Origin of the sequence: Qipengyuania rhodophyticola (assembly GCF_042493225.1) — a bacterium.
In the GTDB taxonomy this organism is placed as follows: Bacteria; Pseudomonadota; Alphaproteobacteria; order Sphingomonadales; family Sphingomonadaceae; genus Erythrobacter.
Map to the genome: position 1 here is coordinate 2,404,648 of NZ_CP170454.1, position 13,786 is coordinate 2,418,433.

Below are 13,786 nucleotides of genomic sequence, written 5' to 3' on the forward strand. Positions count from 1 at the left end.
CTCTACGGCATGATCAGGATCACGTGGTGACGTTAAGCTCGCTAATGCTGACATCTAGTTCACGCAGGGCCTCATCAATCGAGCGCAGGGCCTCGGCTTTGTGGCCGGCTGACATACTGCGATCACGCTCAATCGCCTCGCGGGCATAACCGATCGAGTCTCGCGCCGTTTTCTCAATTGCCGTCCGGCATAAGAAGATTGTCGTCTGACCGTTGTCATCTGTCTCATGCACGGCAATTTCGCTCGAATCGCCTTTGCAATCGACCACGACCTTCGGCTTGCGTGAATGCGCCTCTGCTAGGGCGAGCCGCAGCTCAGTTCTCATCTTGCCATTCTCGGCAAAGTCTTTGCGGACTTTCTGGATGGAAATGCGAGCCTGACGCGCCGCTTCTGCACTAATATTACGAGAGTTGCTCCGGATGATGCGGATCTCACGCTCTCGCTCCTCGCTACGCTCGCTTCTCTCGAGGCTGCGCTCTTCGCGCTCAATTTCGCGTTCCGCACGCTCTTCTGCGCGCTCCAGTTCCCGCTCAATCTCCTCCTCAGCACGCTCAAGTTCTGCGTCCAGCTCGTCAAGCTCTCGCTCGACATCAGCAAGCGTCTCAGCATCAACCGAAAAATTTCCCTGCGTCGCCGCCTGCAACGAAATCGGAGCAGGTGGCACTGGGGCTATGGGTGGCGCTGGCGGAACAGGTGCAATCATAGCGAGCGGCGCAGTGGGGGCAGCTGGCGCTGGCGCGGTCGCATAACTAATTGATGCAGTCAGCGGCAGCGTGAGTGCGCCCCCAACCAGCAAGGCGCGGCCAGTGAGCTTACGCCTATGGGAAATGTCTGACATCGAGATACTCCTCAGTCGATGGATTATGGATTTGTCCCCCAAAACTGGACAAGCCATTGGTGCGGCGAGCGCGAGACGGGTGTTGCCGTTGGCCGCGGTGGCCAACTCAGCGATCACACCGGCATACTTTGCACGGTCATCTTTAGGCCGCGACGCAAGAACGCGGGCATCACAAGCCGCCTCTTGGTCACGCCGCAAAGCGCGCCACCCCACCCAGCCCAGCGGGTTAAACCAATGCAAGGCAAAGAGCGGTTGGACGCAAATGTTAGCGAGAAGATCGTGGCCGTGATGATGAGCAAGTTCATGCTCAATCGCCAGATCGCGTGCGGTGCGATCGCGGCTGATCATAAAGTCGAGCGGCAGTGCCACCACTTTGTCGAGCACGCCAAACGCAACCGGCCCATCTACAGCTGATGTCTCGACCAGACGAACGTTGCCCGATTGACCGACTGAATATGAACCTTCGAGCAATTCAGCACGCATTGCATGATACTGCACGAAACGCCTCGCGAGAAAGACAGCTGCACCAATGATCCAGATCACCAGCAAAGCCGCGACTAAGTCAGCAGGCGACGGCAGGAACGAGGACTCTGCCGCCGCTGCTAATTGATAAGTCTCATCGGGGAGCACAGCGCTTTCGAGTGGCGTTGCCACCGCAGAGCCGTTTACTGCATCCAGTTCCCCGCCAAAAGCGATAGTCTCGGATCCAGAACCGGTTGAGAGCGGTGCTTCCGGCTTTAGCCAAGCAGGCAAAACAATCGGCGGCATGAATAGTCGGGCAACGGGCAGCAGCCACAGCGCATAAGCAGCTTGAGCCCCGAGCCAGCGAGTAACCGGGCGGCGAAGCACTAAGACCAAAGCGATAAGCGCGCCGGTCCAAAGTAAGGTTTCGAGCAAGAACTGAGTCATTTGCGCAGCTCCTTCAGCAAATCCTCAATCTCATTGAGATCCTTGTCGGTTAGCGATTCGCTCTCGGCCAGATGCGCGAATAGTGAGGCGGCCTTCCCTCCAAACAATCGGTCCACAAGGCGGCGCGATTCGCCATCGACATAGTCAGCCCGCTCGATCAGCGGGTGATAAAGAAATTTCCGACCATCAGGCTCCGTAGTAAGCGCGCCCTTCGCCACAAGGCGCGAAAGCAGCGTCTTCACCGTCGCAATTGACCAGTCCCGCCGTTCGCACACGCGGTCACAAACATCGCTCGCGCTAAGCGGGCTCTCATCCCACAGCGTCTCCATCACGGCGTGCTCAGCTTCTGAGATACGCTCGACATTTGTTGTTTTTCCTCGCGGCATGACAGCTCTCCATGGACTAACGACTACGTCTGTAGATGTTTCGATTACGAATGTAAACATGAAGCTTGAATGAATGTGATTATATGTGGGTTGATCCTCAGCCTAACGGAGGTCAGACTGCGACAATGACCTCACTCAGAACCCTGATCGGTGCAGCATGCTTTTCCGCCCTGGCCCTTGCCGGAGCAGCCCATGCGCAAGATATGGTACTTCCGCAGACCACGACGGTCGAACTCAACCCGAAAGACCCCAAAGAGGAGAAACTCGGCAAGCTGTCCTATCGCGGCGGTGTTGAAATTGAGCCTGGTAAAGGAAAGAACAAGATAGGAGGCTTGTCAGGACTCGAATGGGCCGATGGCCGCCTCCATGCTGTAAGCGATGATGGCCGGTGGTTCGGCATGGAACTTGACGAATCGCGTGACGAACTGCGCGATGTCGTCGAGATTGAAACCGGGTCATTGCGTGGCGCTAATGGCAAACGCCTGAGCGGCAAAACCCGCGCTGATGCCGAGTCGCTAGCGATTGACGAGGCTGGCGAATGGCTGGTGGGGTTCGAGCGCGAACACAGGGTTCTGCGCTACTCAGCGCTGGGTGAAGCTGCGCAAACGGCGACGCTCGACGTCAGTTCACTCACCACTGATGCCGATGACAATGGCGGCTTGGAAACCTTGGCAATCACGCCCGATGGCTGGCTTGCATGTGGTGAATGGCCCAGCACGGCGAGGCCGAATTGCCTGCGCCAAAGCGATCAAGCTCTCACCAGTTTATCACTTGAGACACCCTCGCCGCTCAATGAACTCGGTGGAGTGCCAACCGGGGCTGACTGCGCAAGCAATGGCGTGTGCTACATTCTCTTTCGCAGCTACTCACGCGAACTCGGCAATGCAGCAGCGATCCTTGCGATGAGCGCGGATGGGCAAAGCGAAGTGCTTGCGAGTTGGACCAATGAGCTCACGATCGACAATTTTGAAGGCTTGGCTGTGCGCGAGGAGGGAACTCAGACATATCTCTACATCGTGTCCGACAACAACTTCAGCAAATGCCGCGAGCCACAGAACCCCGAATGCCAGCGAACGCTTTTGCTCAAATTTCTAGTCAATCAGAATGCTGCCCAAGCGCCCGGAACACCGGAACCGGTCTATCAGACCGCACGCGTGATTATGGATACGCCTAGGGGCTCAATCACTATCGATCTTGAAACAGAGCGCGCCCCGATCACCGCTGCCAACTTCCTGCGTTATGTGGAGGAAGGGCGCTATAACGGCACCCGCTTTTACCGCGCGGTCCGCTCAAATTGGACGGATGAGCAAGCCGGCTTCTTACAAGGAGGCACGCAAAATGACCCTAAACGCGTACTGGACCCAATAGCGCACGAACCCACCAATGAGACTGGATTGAGCCACACCAATGGCGCTCTCTCCATGGCGCGGTTTGCACCCGGAACTGCGAAGGGCGACTTCTCCATTATGATCGGCGATCAACGAGGCCTTGATGCCAATCCGACCGCAGAGGATCCTGAATTGCACCCCGGATTTGCAGTGTTCGGCTATGTTGTTGCAGGCATGGATGTGGTGCGCTCCATCCATCTGGACCCAGTCGATCCTGACGAAGGTGAGGGATTTCTCAAAGGACAAATGTTGGCAGACACGGTCGAAATTATCTCGATGCGGCGCGCTCCAATTGCGCGTGATACTGAGGAGCAAGCGCTCACAGCCGAAGAGCAGGCTGCGCTCGAACCGGCGTAACTATTCCCCGACCGCAGGTCGTCCCACTGGCCGGGTCGTATCTTGCGGGATTTGCGCCTCCAGCACCGCGAGCCATTCTTTCGCTGATGCTCCGATTAGAGTTTGGGGAAGCGAAGGTGTGAGGTTCTTATTCCCTTCCCATTTGGCAATGTCGCTGCTTGCTTCACGGGCAGCCAGCACCAAACCATGCGGTTTACGCAGCGCCCGGTTGATCATAGCATCACCAAAATAGGTCCAGTCATTCTCCGCCTCGCAGCCAAATGAAGTCCGGTTAAAAGCCGCCGCCGTCAATATCGCAGTGTCCGGCCCTGCGAGATAAGGCACAAACGTTCCGGAGAAGCAGGCGCTCAAAATGAGGAGGCGTTTTTGCAAACCCAATTCGGTCAGCGCATCACGGAAATATTGCGGCGACAAAATGCCATAACCACTGTCCCCGTAGTGATAGGTCAGCCCTTGCGGAATGCCGTGGCTGGTCGAATATAGCACCAGCACATCCTCTTGCGGGTCCATTACTTCCGACAGGCGCGCAAGCGTATACATAAGCGCGCTGATTGAACCCTTGGGTCGGATATCTCCAGTCACACCATCTGGACCGGCAAGCGTGATCGCGCGCCCGTTCGCGCCGTAACGACGGGATAAGACCCGGCGTGCCTCGCGCGCTTCGCGGGCAAATACCGGATCGCTATCGAGCGCTACCGTGACAACATACGCATCAACTGTGCCAGGGCGCTGGGCGGCAATCCCATCAAGCTCTGCATCAAGCAGACGCCTCTCACGAAGCACTTCTTGCGGCGAGATCCCGCGCTGCATCTCTGGCCCGAGCTGGAGACTGGCTGCTTGTGCCGACTTACCCTCTCCCGATCCAATTGAAGGCCAAGGCTGTGTGTGTGGTGGCGGCTGGAGCGCCGAGTGCTCGACACCTTGCGCCGCCGCTCCCGCGCTTAGCGCAACGAGGCAAGCAGTGATGAAACGTGAGCGTCTGATCATTACTTGAGATGGCGGCAACTGAGCACGCAAGTCAAGCGTGCGAACTAAGCCTGCCCGCCCTCATCCATCACCACTGGATATACTTTGAGCTCGCCCACGCCTTTCAAAGGCATCAATTCCGGCTGACCGAACAGTACAGCCCCCTCGACGCCGTAGAAGGTCGCTTCTGAAACTGCGATACCATTAGGCTGCGCCGCCCCTTCGATGCGGCTGGCAATGTTCATGGTGTCGCCCCAATAGTCGTAGGCGAGCCGTTGTTTGCCGATCACACCGCCGACAACAGGCCCGGTATGGATGCCGACACGCACGCGAACATTGATCCCCGTTTCGTCCGCATATTCCTTGACCGAAGCGATCACCAACTGGCCGAATGCAATCGCCGTTTGCGCATCCATGCCGGTGGAAGCATTTCCGCCTGAGACCGCAAGATAGGCGTCCCCGATGGTCTTCACCTTCTCTACACCAGCCTCGTCAGCGCAAGTGTCGATCCGCTGGAAGATGTCGTTGAGCAAGCGCACCAGATGACCCGGCGAAAGCGTCTTGGCGAGGTTTGAAAAGCCCACCATATCCACAAAGATCACCGACACATCGGAGAAAGAATCCGCAACCGCCTCACCATCGCGGAGCCGCTGCGCCACATCTTGCGGCAGCACATTGTGTAGCATTTCCTTGGTTTTCATCTGCTCATCTTCAAGCGCCAGATGGGCCGAGAAGGACTTGCGAGCGCGCCGATCAATGTCCCAATTTACATAGCATGCGAAGGTGAAAAACGTCGTGAAATTGGTGAAGGTATAAACCTTGTTCACGATTGTCCGATCAGCTTGCAGCAAAAACACGAGATAAGAGACGACTAACAACAGCGCCCAAGCAAGAAAGCGGCGCGTGTTTGCCACAAAGCCAATACTTGCAAAAACTACCAAAATGCCAAGATTGATGACTGCCATGCCGAAGCGGGAAATGCCCGTAATCGCGGCTTGCCCCGCAAGCGCCTCCACCAGCATGATCATCGCGCCGATCATGAGCGTAAAGACGATCAGATCGACGGAAGGATATTTCACATAAATTTCAGTATGCGTGAGAGCAAAAAGCCCCAGCAATAACGCGATGAATGTGCCAGCAGCGATATTATAATCGATTACCCCCTGAGTGGGGAAGTGCATGGGGTTGAACCCAATATATGTAATCAGCGTAACGACCGCCAAGGCGGCGAGAAACCGCGTCGCGGGGATACGCTCGGAACGCTCCTGCTCAACATATGCCCGTTCGACATCTGGATCCTCAAAACGAGGAAAGAGATATTGGCTCCAGCTCATGAGCCCTCGCTTATGTCAGCCGCCGCTACTAAGCCAGTGGCTTAATAAACGCGCGCTTTGGGCTCGATGTATTTCGCATCATCGGTCAGCGTGAACTCGTGCACCGGCCGATAGTCGATTTTGACGTCACCACCATTGCCGCCCCAGCCCTCGAACCAGGCAATCGTGTGCTTCATCCAATTCGCGTCGTCGCGATCAGGGAAGTCCTCATGCGCATGAGCGCCGCGGCTTTCCTTGCGATTTTCAGCGCTGGCAATCGTCACGCAAGACTGCGCCATCAGATTGTCGAGTTCTAGCGTTTCGATAAGGTCACTGTTCCAGATGAGCGAACGGTCAGCAACGGACACATCTTCCATCTGCTTGTTGACATTCTTGAGCAGCTCAACGCCTTCAGCGAGGAGCTTGCTGTCACGGAAAACAGCAGCGTGCTTCTGCATACCCTTCTGCATCTCCGAACGGATTGCCGCTGTCGGCGTGCCGCCTTTGGCATGGCGGAAATGATCAAGGCGAGCGAGCGCCAGATCGGCACTGCCAGCAGGAAGCTCGTCATGGCTGGTGCCAGCTTTGACTGTGTCGCGCAGGCGGTGGCCCGTTGCGCGGCCAAACACGACCAAGTCGATCAACGAGTTGGAGCCAAGGCGGTTTGCGCCGTGGACTGACACGCAGGCTGCTTCGCCGACGGCAAACAAGCCGGGCACAGTCTTTTCAGGATCTTTCGGGTCACCGGCGCATACTTCGCCGTGATAATTACAGGGAATGCCGCCCATATTGTAGTGCACGGTCGGCGTAACTGGCAGAGGCTCACGCGTCAGGTCGACACCGGCAAAGATTTTGCCGCTCTCGGTGATGCCAGGGAGGCGTTCGCCCAGCACCTTGGGATCGATATGATCGAGGTGTAGGAAGATGTGATCGCCATCCTTACCTACGCCGCGCCCTTCGCGCATTTCCAGCGCCATTGAGCGGGAAACGACGTCGCGTGATGCGAGGTCTTTCGCCGATGGAGCATAACGCTCCATAAAGCGCTCCCCTTCGGAGTTGGTGAGGTAGCCGCCCTCGCCCCGTGCGCCCTCGGTAATGAGAACGCCAGCGCCGTAAATGCCGGTCGGGTGGAACTGGACGAACTCCATATCCTGCAATGGCAATCCAGCGCGCAGCACCATGCCGCCGCCATCGCCAGTGCACGTATGCGCCGAAGTCGCAGTGAAATAGCTGCGGCCATAACCGCCTGTTGCCAGTACAACTGAATGCGAGCGGAAGCGGTGGATCGTGCCATCGTCCATGCACATTGCGATCACGCCGACGCAAACCTTACCGTCGGGCGTATCTTTCATGATCAGATCGAGCGCGAAATACTCAATGAAGAAATCCGCATCGTACTTTAGGCTCTGCTGATAAAGCGCATGGAGCATCGCATGGCCTGTACGGTCGGCTGCGGCGCAAGTGCGCTGCACCGGAGGTCCCTCGCCCATATTCTGCATGTGCCCGCCAAAGGGGCGCTGATAAATCGTGCCGTCTTCGTTACGACTAAACGGCACACCGGCATGCTCTAGCTCATAGACCGCAGCCGGTGCTTCGCGAACCAGATACTCAATCGCGTCCTGATCGCCGAGCCAATCCGAACCCTTTACCGTGTCATACATATGCCATGACCAATGATCCGGCGTATTGTTGCCGAGGCTAGCAGCAATGCCGCCCTGAGCCGCAACCGTGTGCGAACGGGTCGGGAAAACCTTGGTAATGTTGGCTGTTTTCAGGCCAGCTTCAGCTGCGCCCATAGTCGCGCGTAGGCCAGAACCGCCCGCGCCAACAACGACAACGTCATAGGTGTGATCAATGATCTTATAATCGGCGTATTTTGCTTCGGTGGTCATTAGAACGCCCCTCCGAGTGCGAGACGGGCGATGCTGAACAGCCCAAAGCTAGCGCCGCCAATCACGGCGAGGTTAAGCAAAGCGATCATTGCAAATTTGTTTCCTGAAGTATGGATGTAATCTTCGATCAAAACCTGCAGACCCAGACGCGCATGCCAAAATACACTGATAACCAAGAGCGCCATGGCAGTCGCTACCAGCGGCTGCGCAATCCACTTGGTCATCGACGCGTGATCATATGCTGGGAGCAGCGCGAGGCTGGCCAGCAAAAACACCATCAGCACCAAATTGCCGATGGCTGTGAAGCGCTGCACTAGCCAGTGATGTGCGCCATGATGCGCTGAGCCCAGCCCGCGCACCCGTCCGATTGAGGTTCCGTTACCCATTAGTCTTTGCTCACTTGGTAAAGATGAAGGCCCAGAAGCCCGCAGTCAGAAGAAGGGCGATAAGCGGCGACAATGTCGACCACAGCCGATTTGTATCGAGTTCATAGCCAGCGCCCATATCCAGCACGAAGTGGCGCAGACCGCTCATCATGTGTGTGAAGAACGCCCAGGTCAGGCCGATCAGAACGACCATGCCGTACCAGCTCATCGCGTGATCTTGGAAGGTTGCATAAGCCGCAGGACCGCTCGCCATTGCCCCAAGCCACCACAGCAAAACGCCAAGCCCTACCAAAGCCAAGCCATCGCCGGTAACCCGGTGAAGGATCGAGACCAGCATATGCGGGCCCCATTTCCAAATCTGCAAATGCGGTGAAAGTGGGCGGTTAGCCATAAAAATCGTCCGGTTAGTCTCAATTCAGTCGCCCCCCCTTAGCGCACCAGTTGGGTCTGACAAGAGATGCGGCCTCGACAAGCGTCGCAAATTTGCGAATACCCACTTGCATGACACGCATTTTACTTACTGGAGCGAGCCGCGGCATTGGCGCCGCCGCCAAAACAGCTTTGGCAGAGCGCGGTGCAAAAGTGATCGGCCAAGCGACCCACAGCGCCGCCGATGACATGGTTGCCGCAGACTTTGCCGAACCACCCGCACCGCAGCAATTGTGGGAAGATGCCCTAGCGCAGTACGGCGGCGAGGTAGATGTGCTGGTGAATAACGCCGGGCTTTTTCAAGCGAACCCGCTGAGTGGATCGGACATTGCCTGGCTCGATGGGTGGGAGGATACGATGCGAATCAACCTTACCGCATCGGCTCAGCTCTCGCGCTTTGCGGTGAAGCATTGGCTGGAGCGCAGGGTTAGCGGCCGCATTGTGCATGTGGCAAGCCGCGCGGGGCACCGGGGCGACAGCCCGGATCACTGGCATTACGCTGCGAGCAAGGGCGGCATGTTGGCTATGCATAAAACGATCGCGCGGGCCTATGCAAAAGACGGCATATTCAGCTTTGCGATAACTCCCGGTTTTACAGATACCGCCATGGCAGATGACTATCTTGAGAGTCGCGGCGGAGCGGGATTGCTCGCTGATATTCCACTTGGCCGGGTGGCTGAACCGGAAGAGATCGCCAAGATGATTGCATGGTGCGCGCTCGATGCACCGCCCAGCATGACTGGCGCAACGCTGGACGCTAATGGAGCAAGCTATGTTCGGTAGAGTTCTGACTTTGGCCTCAGCACTTGTATTGACTGCCTGTACAGCCGCTAACACGCAGACAAACGCCGCTCCCGTCTCGCCGGAAACAAGCAGCCTCTCCAAATGGAATCCCTATCCTGTAGCGAGCAAAGACGCGGAGTTCCTCAAGAATACGCCCGATGATTTCCATCCCTTCGTCGCGGCGTGCGACCCATGGGATGATTGGGATAAGCCCGCGCCGCCTTTTAAGGTTTACGGCAACACCTATTACGTTGGGACATGCGGGATCTCAGCATTGCTACTGGTCGGAAATGACGAGCACGTTCTTATCGACAGCGGCACCGAAGCCGGCGCGGAGATCGTCTTGCGCAATATCAAAACTCTTGGCTTCGACCCAAAAGACATAACCTACCTGTTATACAGCCATGAGCACTTCGATCATGTCGGCGGCCACGCCGTCGTTCAAAAAGCTACCGGCGCGACGGTTTTGGGCAATAGAGTTTCAGGCCCCGTCTTTAAAACTGGGCTCTCCCCATCAAATGATCCGCAGCATGGTATGCATGACGCGATGGCGCCGGTTGATAACGTGCGAGTTCTTGAGCAACTCGGCACCGTTATTGCTGGCGGGCTCAGCGTTACCGCCATTGAAACACCAGGCCACTCACCCGGTGCGCTCAGCTGGCACTGGCAATCATGCGAAGGCGAGAATTGCCTGACGCTGGCCTATGCGGACAGTCTTTCGCCAATTAGCCGCGAAGGCTTCCGATTTACCGATGATCCGTTGCTCTTAGCGCGTCATGAGAAAGGGCTTGAGGAGCTTGCAAAGATCGACTGCCAAATCCTGCTGACGCCGCACCCTTCCTCCAGCAGAATGCTCAAGCGAATGCGGACAGGGAAAGTTATCGAGAGCGCTGCATGCGCCTACTACGCTATGGATCGTTGGCGGGCGATGGAAAAGCGGCTCTTGGACGAGACAACTGAGACCGCCAGTGACTAGCTGGAAGATCAGTACAGTCGTATCACAAGAGGCTGCCAAGTCGGCTCTTGCCGCACAGGAAATGGCGCTGGAATGGGATGCGGAATTCGTCGTGTCGGCTTGCGAAGTCGATCAGGCAGAACCAGATATCTGGGCATTCGAGGCGTGGTTGCCGCGCAAACCGGGCGCGGCGGATAAACAAGCGCTTGTAGCGCTTTTTGGAGAGCCCGCGCCGAAGTTCGCGATCGAAAAGCTCCCGGAAACTGACTGGGTGGTGGAAAGCCAGAAGGGCGTCGAGCCAATCCACTCGGGCCGCTTTTGTGTGCATACGCTTGATCATCCACCCGCCCATGGCGCGGTTAATCTCGCGATCCCGGCGGGCCTCGCCTTTGGCACTGGGCAGCATGAAACGACGGCCGGTTGCCTGGCGCAATTGGACGCAATGAAGCGCCAGGGTGTCGTGATCCGAAATCATGCTGACATCGGCACTGGAACGGGATTGCTGGCGTTTGCTGCGATGCGGCTTTGGCCAAAAGCCGACGCGATTGCATCCGATATTGATCCCGTTTGCGATGCTGTGGTGCGCGAGAATGCTGCGCTGAATGGTGTAACCTTGGGACCGAAATCCGGCGAGCTTTCAATGGTTGTCGCGCCCGGGATGGACGATCCGCAACTGGAAGCGCGCGCGCCATACGATCTGCTGATTGCTAACATCTTGGCTGGCCCACTTATCGAACTCGCGCCTGACTTTGCTAGGGCGGTCGCGCCGGGCGGTCAGCTGCTCCTTGCTGGCTTACTCGAGACACAAGAAAGCGCAGTGCGCGCGGCCTATTCCCGCAAGGGTTTCCGGCTTGCGCAAAGGCTGGTTCTTGGTGATTGGTCAATATTGTGGCTTCGCAAACGCCGCGTCATATGACGCCTGTCCGACGAGCGGCGCTATGGCTTGGGATGGCCCTCGCCGCAGCGCTCGCGCTCATTGTTGTCTTCCTTCTAAGCAGCTGGATTGGCAGCAGCATCGCGCGCAATGGCGATTGGCAGGAACCCGATAACGGCATCACGATCATGATCGAAACCAATGGCGTTCATACTGCCATCGTCATGCCGCTAATCTCGCCGCAAAAGGACTGGCGTGAGGAATTTCCAGCAAGCGATTTGGAGCGCCCGGATTGGCCATATACCCATGTCTCGGTCAGCTGGGGCGAGCGGGAGGTGTTCCTCAACACGCCGCAATGGACCGACCTCACGCCCTCCACTGCGCTGGGCGCGATTATTGGTGGCGATGCTCTACTGCATGTCGCGCACTATGCGAATCCCGCGCCGTCACCGAATCACCGTGAACTCAGGATCACACCCGCCGAATATGCGCGACTTATTACGGCAATCGAACGCAGCACTGCCTCACAAGAAACCCGCCAATCCTATCCTGGCTACAGCTGGTATGACGTATTCTACGAAGCGCCGGGATCATACCACATTGGCAACACCTGCAATCAGTGGACCAGTGACATGCTGGCCGAGGCAGGCATCAAAACAGGCCTTTGGACGCCGCTTGCTGGCGGTGTGATGAAGTGGGTGCCGGAACAACCTGGCAGCTAGCCAAGCGCAGCGCGCTGCTGTTCAAGATACCGCCGCTCAGCCTCTGCCGGGCCGCAAGCCAATGCTTTGTCGAATGCTGAGCGCGCATCATCCGTATCGCCCTGCTCGGCATAGAGATGCGCCATAGCCGCATAATATGGGCGGTACGCTTCAAGACCGTCGGATGGTAACGAGCGGAGGTAACTCAGCCCGACCTCCGCCCCCTCTACATGCCCCAGCGCGACCGCACAATTGATCGCAACGATGCGACTCTTCCGCATCTTCAGAAGCGCCTGATATAGAGTGGCAATCGCAGGCCAATCGACTGGCGATCCAAAATATCGTCGCGCATGAGTCAGCTGTATTGCAGCCATCGCCTGATAGGGTCCGGTGGCTCCTAGCGCGCTTGCTTTCTCAAGCCAGCGACGCGCTCGCTCTATCCGTGTGCCATCCCACTTCTGCGGGTCCTGACGCGACAATGGAACCATCACTCCATCTGCATCCACGCGCGCATTGACACGAGAAGTGGCAAGCGTGACCAGCGCAGCAAAGCCCAGCACTTCGCCATTCTCAGGACAAAGCTCGGCCAACATAGCACCAAGCCGCTCCACCTCTTCGCCCAGCTCGGCATGCTCGGTTTCTCCAGCGCTATCCTGATAAGCCAGCGTATACGCCAGTTCGAGAGCCAGCAGAATGGCCTCAATCCGCTCCGGCCAGTCCTTGCGCGGAGGCGTTTCGAACGGCACCCCTGACCTGTGGATCTTTGCCTTGGCCCGCGTGATCCGTTGGAACATCGACGCTTCCTTGACCAGAAACGTGCGCGCAATATCCTCTACCGGAACGCCGCAAACGATCCGCAGCGCGAGCGCTGCCCGCGTTTCTACTGCCAGTGCCGGGTGGCAGCAGATAAACAGCAGCCGCAGCCGTTCGTCCGGTATCGGATCGGGAAACTCGAGTATATCGGCCATATCGCTATCGGGTGTTTCAGCAGCGAGAGCCCGCGTCTCGGTCTGTTGCCTGCGGATGCGATCAAGCGCTTTGCGTTTTGCGCTCACATAGAGCCACGCATTCACGCGGTCCGGCATCTCATCCAGCTTCAGCAATGCCTCAACTGCATCGCTAAAGGCATCTTCGGCCAGATCAAGATCACGAAAATGCGCGGCCAGGGCAGCAATCACCTGTGGCCGCGCATCAGCTATCGGCGCTGCCAGTGTCACTCGTCCTCTGGCCAGATCGGGCGGATTTCAATGGCACCTTCGCCGGGGATCGGGATTTGTCTGGCCCACTCGACCGCCGCATCGAGATCAGGCACGTCGACAATGTAATATCCGCCAAGCTCTTCATGTGTTTCAGCGAACGGGCCGTCGTGAAGGACCCCGGCATCTTCACCGGTATACCGCAGCGTGGTCGCCGTGTGGGCCTCGCGCAGCCGGTTGCCCGACCAATCAACGCCAGTTTCGGTCAGTTTCTCGATCAGCTTCATATGACCAGCCAGGGTTTCTTCCATCACCTGCGCCGCATTCTCGCCGGTATAGGCGTCTTCGCTTTCATTGATCAGCAGCATGTATTGCATCGTTATCTCTCCGTTGTTGTGGCCCCGCCGCTTTGA

14 protein-coding genes are annotated in these 13,786 nt (G+C 57.4%); 5 read left to right on the forward strand and 9 right to left on the reverse strand.

Going from position 1 to position 13,786, the window contains the following annotated elements; genetic code table 11:
- Nucleotides 1-19: 19 nt before the first annotated feature.
- Nucleotides 20-1,747: a M56 family metallopeptidase gene (locus ACFCXQ_RS11505; protein WP_379550711.1), complete on the reverse strand. Its 1,728-nt coding sequence runs from the start codon at nucleotides 1,745-1,747 to the stop codon at nucleotides 20-22.
- Nucleotides 1,744-2,133, reverse strand: a complete 390-nt coding sequence (locus tag ACFCXQ_RS11510; protein ID WP_379550713.1) for a BlaI/MecI/CopY family transcriptional regulator — start codon at nucleotides 2,131-2,133, stop codon at nucleotides 1,744-1,746. Before ACFCXQ_RS11510 ends, ACFCXQ_RS11505 begins: the two co-directional genes overlap by 4 nt.
- A gap of 125 nt (nucleotides 2,134-2,258) precedes the next feature.
- Here ACFCXQ_RS11510 and ACFCXQ_RS11515 point away from each other — a divergent pair, with 125 nt between their 5' ends.
- The gene (locus ACFCXQ_RS11515) at nucleotides 2,259-3,878 is read left to right on the forward strand and encodes an esterase-like activity of phytase family protein (RefSeq protein WP_379550715.1); all 1,620 of its coding nucleotides are present in this window, start codon (nucleotides 2,259-2,261) and stop codon (nucleotides 3,876-3,878) included.
- On the opposite strand, the gene ACFCXQ_RS11520 is transcribed toward ACFCXQ_RS11515, so the two are convergent.
- From ACFCXQ_RS11520 to sdhC, 5 genes are read right to left on the reverse strand one after another with little or no spacing between them, the layout of a single operon-like run.
- Nucleotides 3,879-4,865: a C13 family peptidase gene (locus tag ACFCXQ_RS11520; protein ID WP_379550717.1), complete on the reverse strand. Its 987-nt coding sequence runs from the start codon at nucleotides 4,863-4,865 to the stop codon at nucleotides 3,879-3,881. It abuts the gene before it with no gap.
- Nucleotides 4,866-4,909: 44 nt separating this feature from the next.
- Complete coding sequence (locus ACFCXQ_RS11525; RefSeq protein WP_379550719.1) at nucleotides 4,910-6,178, reverse strand: adenylate/guanylate cyclase domain-containing protein; 1,269 nt, start codon at nucleotides 6,176-6,178, stop codon at nucleotides 4,910-4,912.
- A 41-nt stretch (nucleotides 6,179-6,219) separates the two neighbouring features.
- Entirely contained in the window at nucleotides 6,220-8,049 is a 1,830-nt protein-coding gene (gene sdhA / locus ACFCXQ_RS11530) for a succinate dehydrogenase flavoprotein subunit (RefSeq protein WP_379550721.1), read from the reverse strand.
- Nucleotides 8,049-8,435, reverse strand: coding sequence for a succinate dehydrogenase, hydrophobic membrane anchor protein (gene sdhD / locus ACFCXQ_RS11535; protein WP_379550723.1), 387 nt, complete (start codon nucleotides 8,433-8,435; stop codon nucleotides 8,049-8,051). The genes sdhA and sdhD overlap by 1 nt, the downstream gene beginning before the upstream one ends.
- Nucleotides 8,436-8,445: 10 nt before the next feature.
- The gene (gene sdhC / locus ACFCXQ_RS11540; protein WP_379550725.1) at nucleotides 8,446-8,826 is read right to left on the reverse strand and encodes a succinate dehydrogenase, cytochrome b556 subunit; all 381 of its coding nucleotides are present in this window, start codon (nucleotides 8,824-8,826) and stop codon (nucleotides 8,446-8,448) included.
- Between the two features lie 110 nt (nucleotides 8,827-8,936).
- Between sdhC and ACFCXQ_RS11545 the strand changes: the two genes are divergently transcribed.
- The 4 genes from ACFCXQ_RS11545 to ACFCXQ_RS11560 are packed head-to-tail and all read left to right on the forward strand — an operon-like array spanning nucleotide 8,937 to nucleotide 12,198.
- Nucleotides 8,937-9,647 (forward strand): SDR family NAD(P)-dependent oxidoreductase, encoded by a 711-nt coding sequence (locus ACFCXQ_RS11545; RefSeq protein ID WP_379550727.1) that lies wholly within the window; start codon nucleotides 8,937-8,939, stop codon nucleotides 9,645-9,647.
- Complete coding sequence (gene bla / locus ACFCXQ_RS11550) at nucleotides 9,637-10,623, forward strand: subclass B3 metallo-beta-lactamase (protein ID WP_379550729.1); 987 nt, start codon at nucleotides 9,637-9,639, stop codon at nucleotides 10,621-10,623. The genes ACFCXQ_RS11545 and bla overlap by 11 nt, the downstream gene beginning before the upstream one ends.
- Nucleotides 10,616-11,518 carry a 50S ribosomal protein L11 methyltransferase gene (locus ACFCXQ_RS11555; RefSeq protein WP_379550731.1) on the forward strand — a complete coding sequence of 301 codons (903 nt, stop codon included), beginning with the start codon at nucleotides 10,616-10,618 and terminating at the stop codon, nucleotides 11,516-11,518. Before bla ends, ACFCXQ_RS11555 begins: the two co-directional genes overlap by 8 nt.
- Nucleotides 11,515-12,198, forward strand: coding sequence for a DUF2459 domain-containing protein (locus ACFCXQ_RS11560; protein ID WP_379550733.1), 684 nt, complete (start codon nucleotides 11,515-11,517; stop codon nucleotides 12,196-12,198). The genes ACFCXQ_RS11555 and ACFCXQ_RS11560 overlap by 4 nt, the downstream gene beginning before the upstream one ends.
- On the opposite strand, the gene ACFCXQ_RS11565 is transcribed toward ACFCXQ_RS11560, so the two are convergent.
- Nucleotides 12,195-13,394: an RNA polymerase sigma factor gene (locus ACFCXQ_RS11565; protein WP_379550735.1), complete on the reverse strand. Its 1,200-nt coding sequence runs from the start codon at nucleotides 13,392-13,394 to the stop codon at nucleotides 12,195-12,197. The genes ACFCXQ_RS11560 and ACFCXQ_RS11565 overlap by 4 nt on opposite strands.
- Nucleotides 13,391-13,750 carry a YciI family protein gene (locus ACFCXQ_RS11570; protein ID WP_379550737.1) on the reverse strand — a complete coding sequence of 120 codons (360 nt, stop codon included), beginning with the start codon at nucleotides 13,748-13,750 and terminating at the stop codon, nucleotides 13,391-13,393. Before ACFCXQ_RS11570 ends, ACFCXQ_RS11565 begins: the two co-directional genes overlap by 4 nt.
- Nucleotides 13,751-13,786: the final 36 nt, after the last annotated feature.

What these genes read in the sequence shown, in the direction of transcription:
- ACFCXQ_RS11515 (WP_379550715.1), top strand. Translation starts at nt 2,259, where the DNA reads ATGACCTCACTCAGAACCCTGATCGGTGCAGCATGCTTTTCCGCCCTG.
- ACFCXQ_RS11505 (WP_379550711.1), bottom strand. Translation starts at nt 1,747, where the DNA reads ATGACTCAGTTCTTGCTCGAAACCTTACTTTGGACCGGCGCGCTTATC.
- bla (WP_379550729.1), top strand. Translation starts at nt 9,637, where the DNA reads ATGTTCGGTAGAGTTCTGACTTTGGCCTCAGCACTTGTATTGACTGCC.
- ACFCXQ_RS11570 (WP_379550737.1), bottom strand. Translation starts at nt 13,750, where the DNA reads ATGCAATACATGCTGCTGATCAATGAAAGCGAAGACGCCTATACCGGC.
- sdhD (WP_379550723.1), bottom strand. Translation starts at nt 8,435, where the DNA reads ATGGGTAACGGAACCTCAATCGGACGGGTGCGCGGGCTGGGCTCAGCG.
- ACFCXQ_RS11545 (WP_379550727.1), top strand. Translation starts at nt 8,937, where the DNA reads ATGACACGCATTTTACTTACTGGAGCGAGCCGCGGCATTGGCGCCGCC.
- ACFCXQ_RS11520 (WP_379550717.1), bottom strand. Translation starts at nt 4,865, where the DNA reads ATGATCAGACGCTCACGTTTCATCACTGCTTGCCTCGTTGCGCTAAGC.
- ACFCXQ_RS11525 (WP_379550719.1), bottom strand. Translation starts at nt 6,178, where the DNA reads ATGAGCTGGAGCCAATATCTCTTTCCTCGTTTTGAGGATCCAGATGTC.
- ACFCXQ_RS11510 (WP_379550713.1), bottom strand. Translation starts at nt 2,133, where the DNA reads ATGCCGCGAGGAAAAACAACAAATGTCGAGCGTATCTCAGAAGCTGAG.
- sdhC (WP_379550725.1), bottom strand. Translation starts at nt 8,826, where the DNA reads ATGGCTAACCGCCCACTTTCACCGCATTTGCAGATTTGGAAATGGGGC.
- sdhA (WP_379550721.1), bottom strand. Translation starts at nt 8,049, where the DNA reads ATGACCACCGAAGCAAAATACGCCGATTATAAGATCATTGATCACACC.
- ACFCXQ_RS11560 (WP_379550733.1), top strand. Translation starts at nt 11,515, where the DNA reads ATGACGCCTGTCCGACGAGCGGCGCTATGGCTTGGGATGGCCCTCGCC.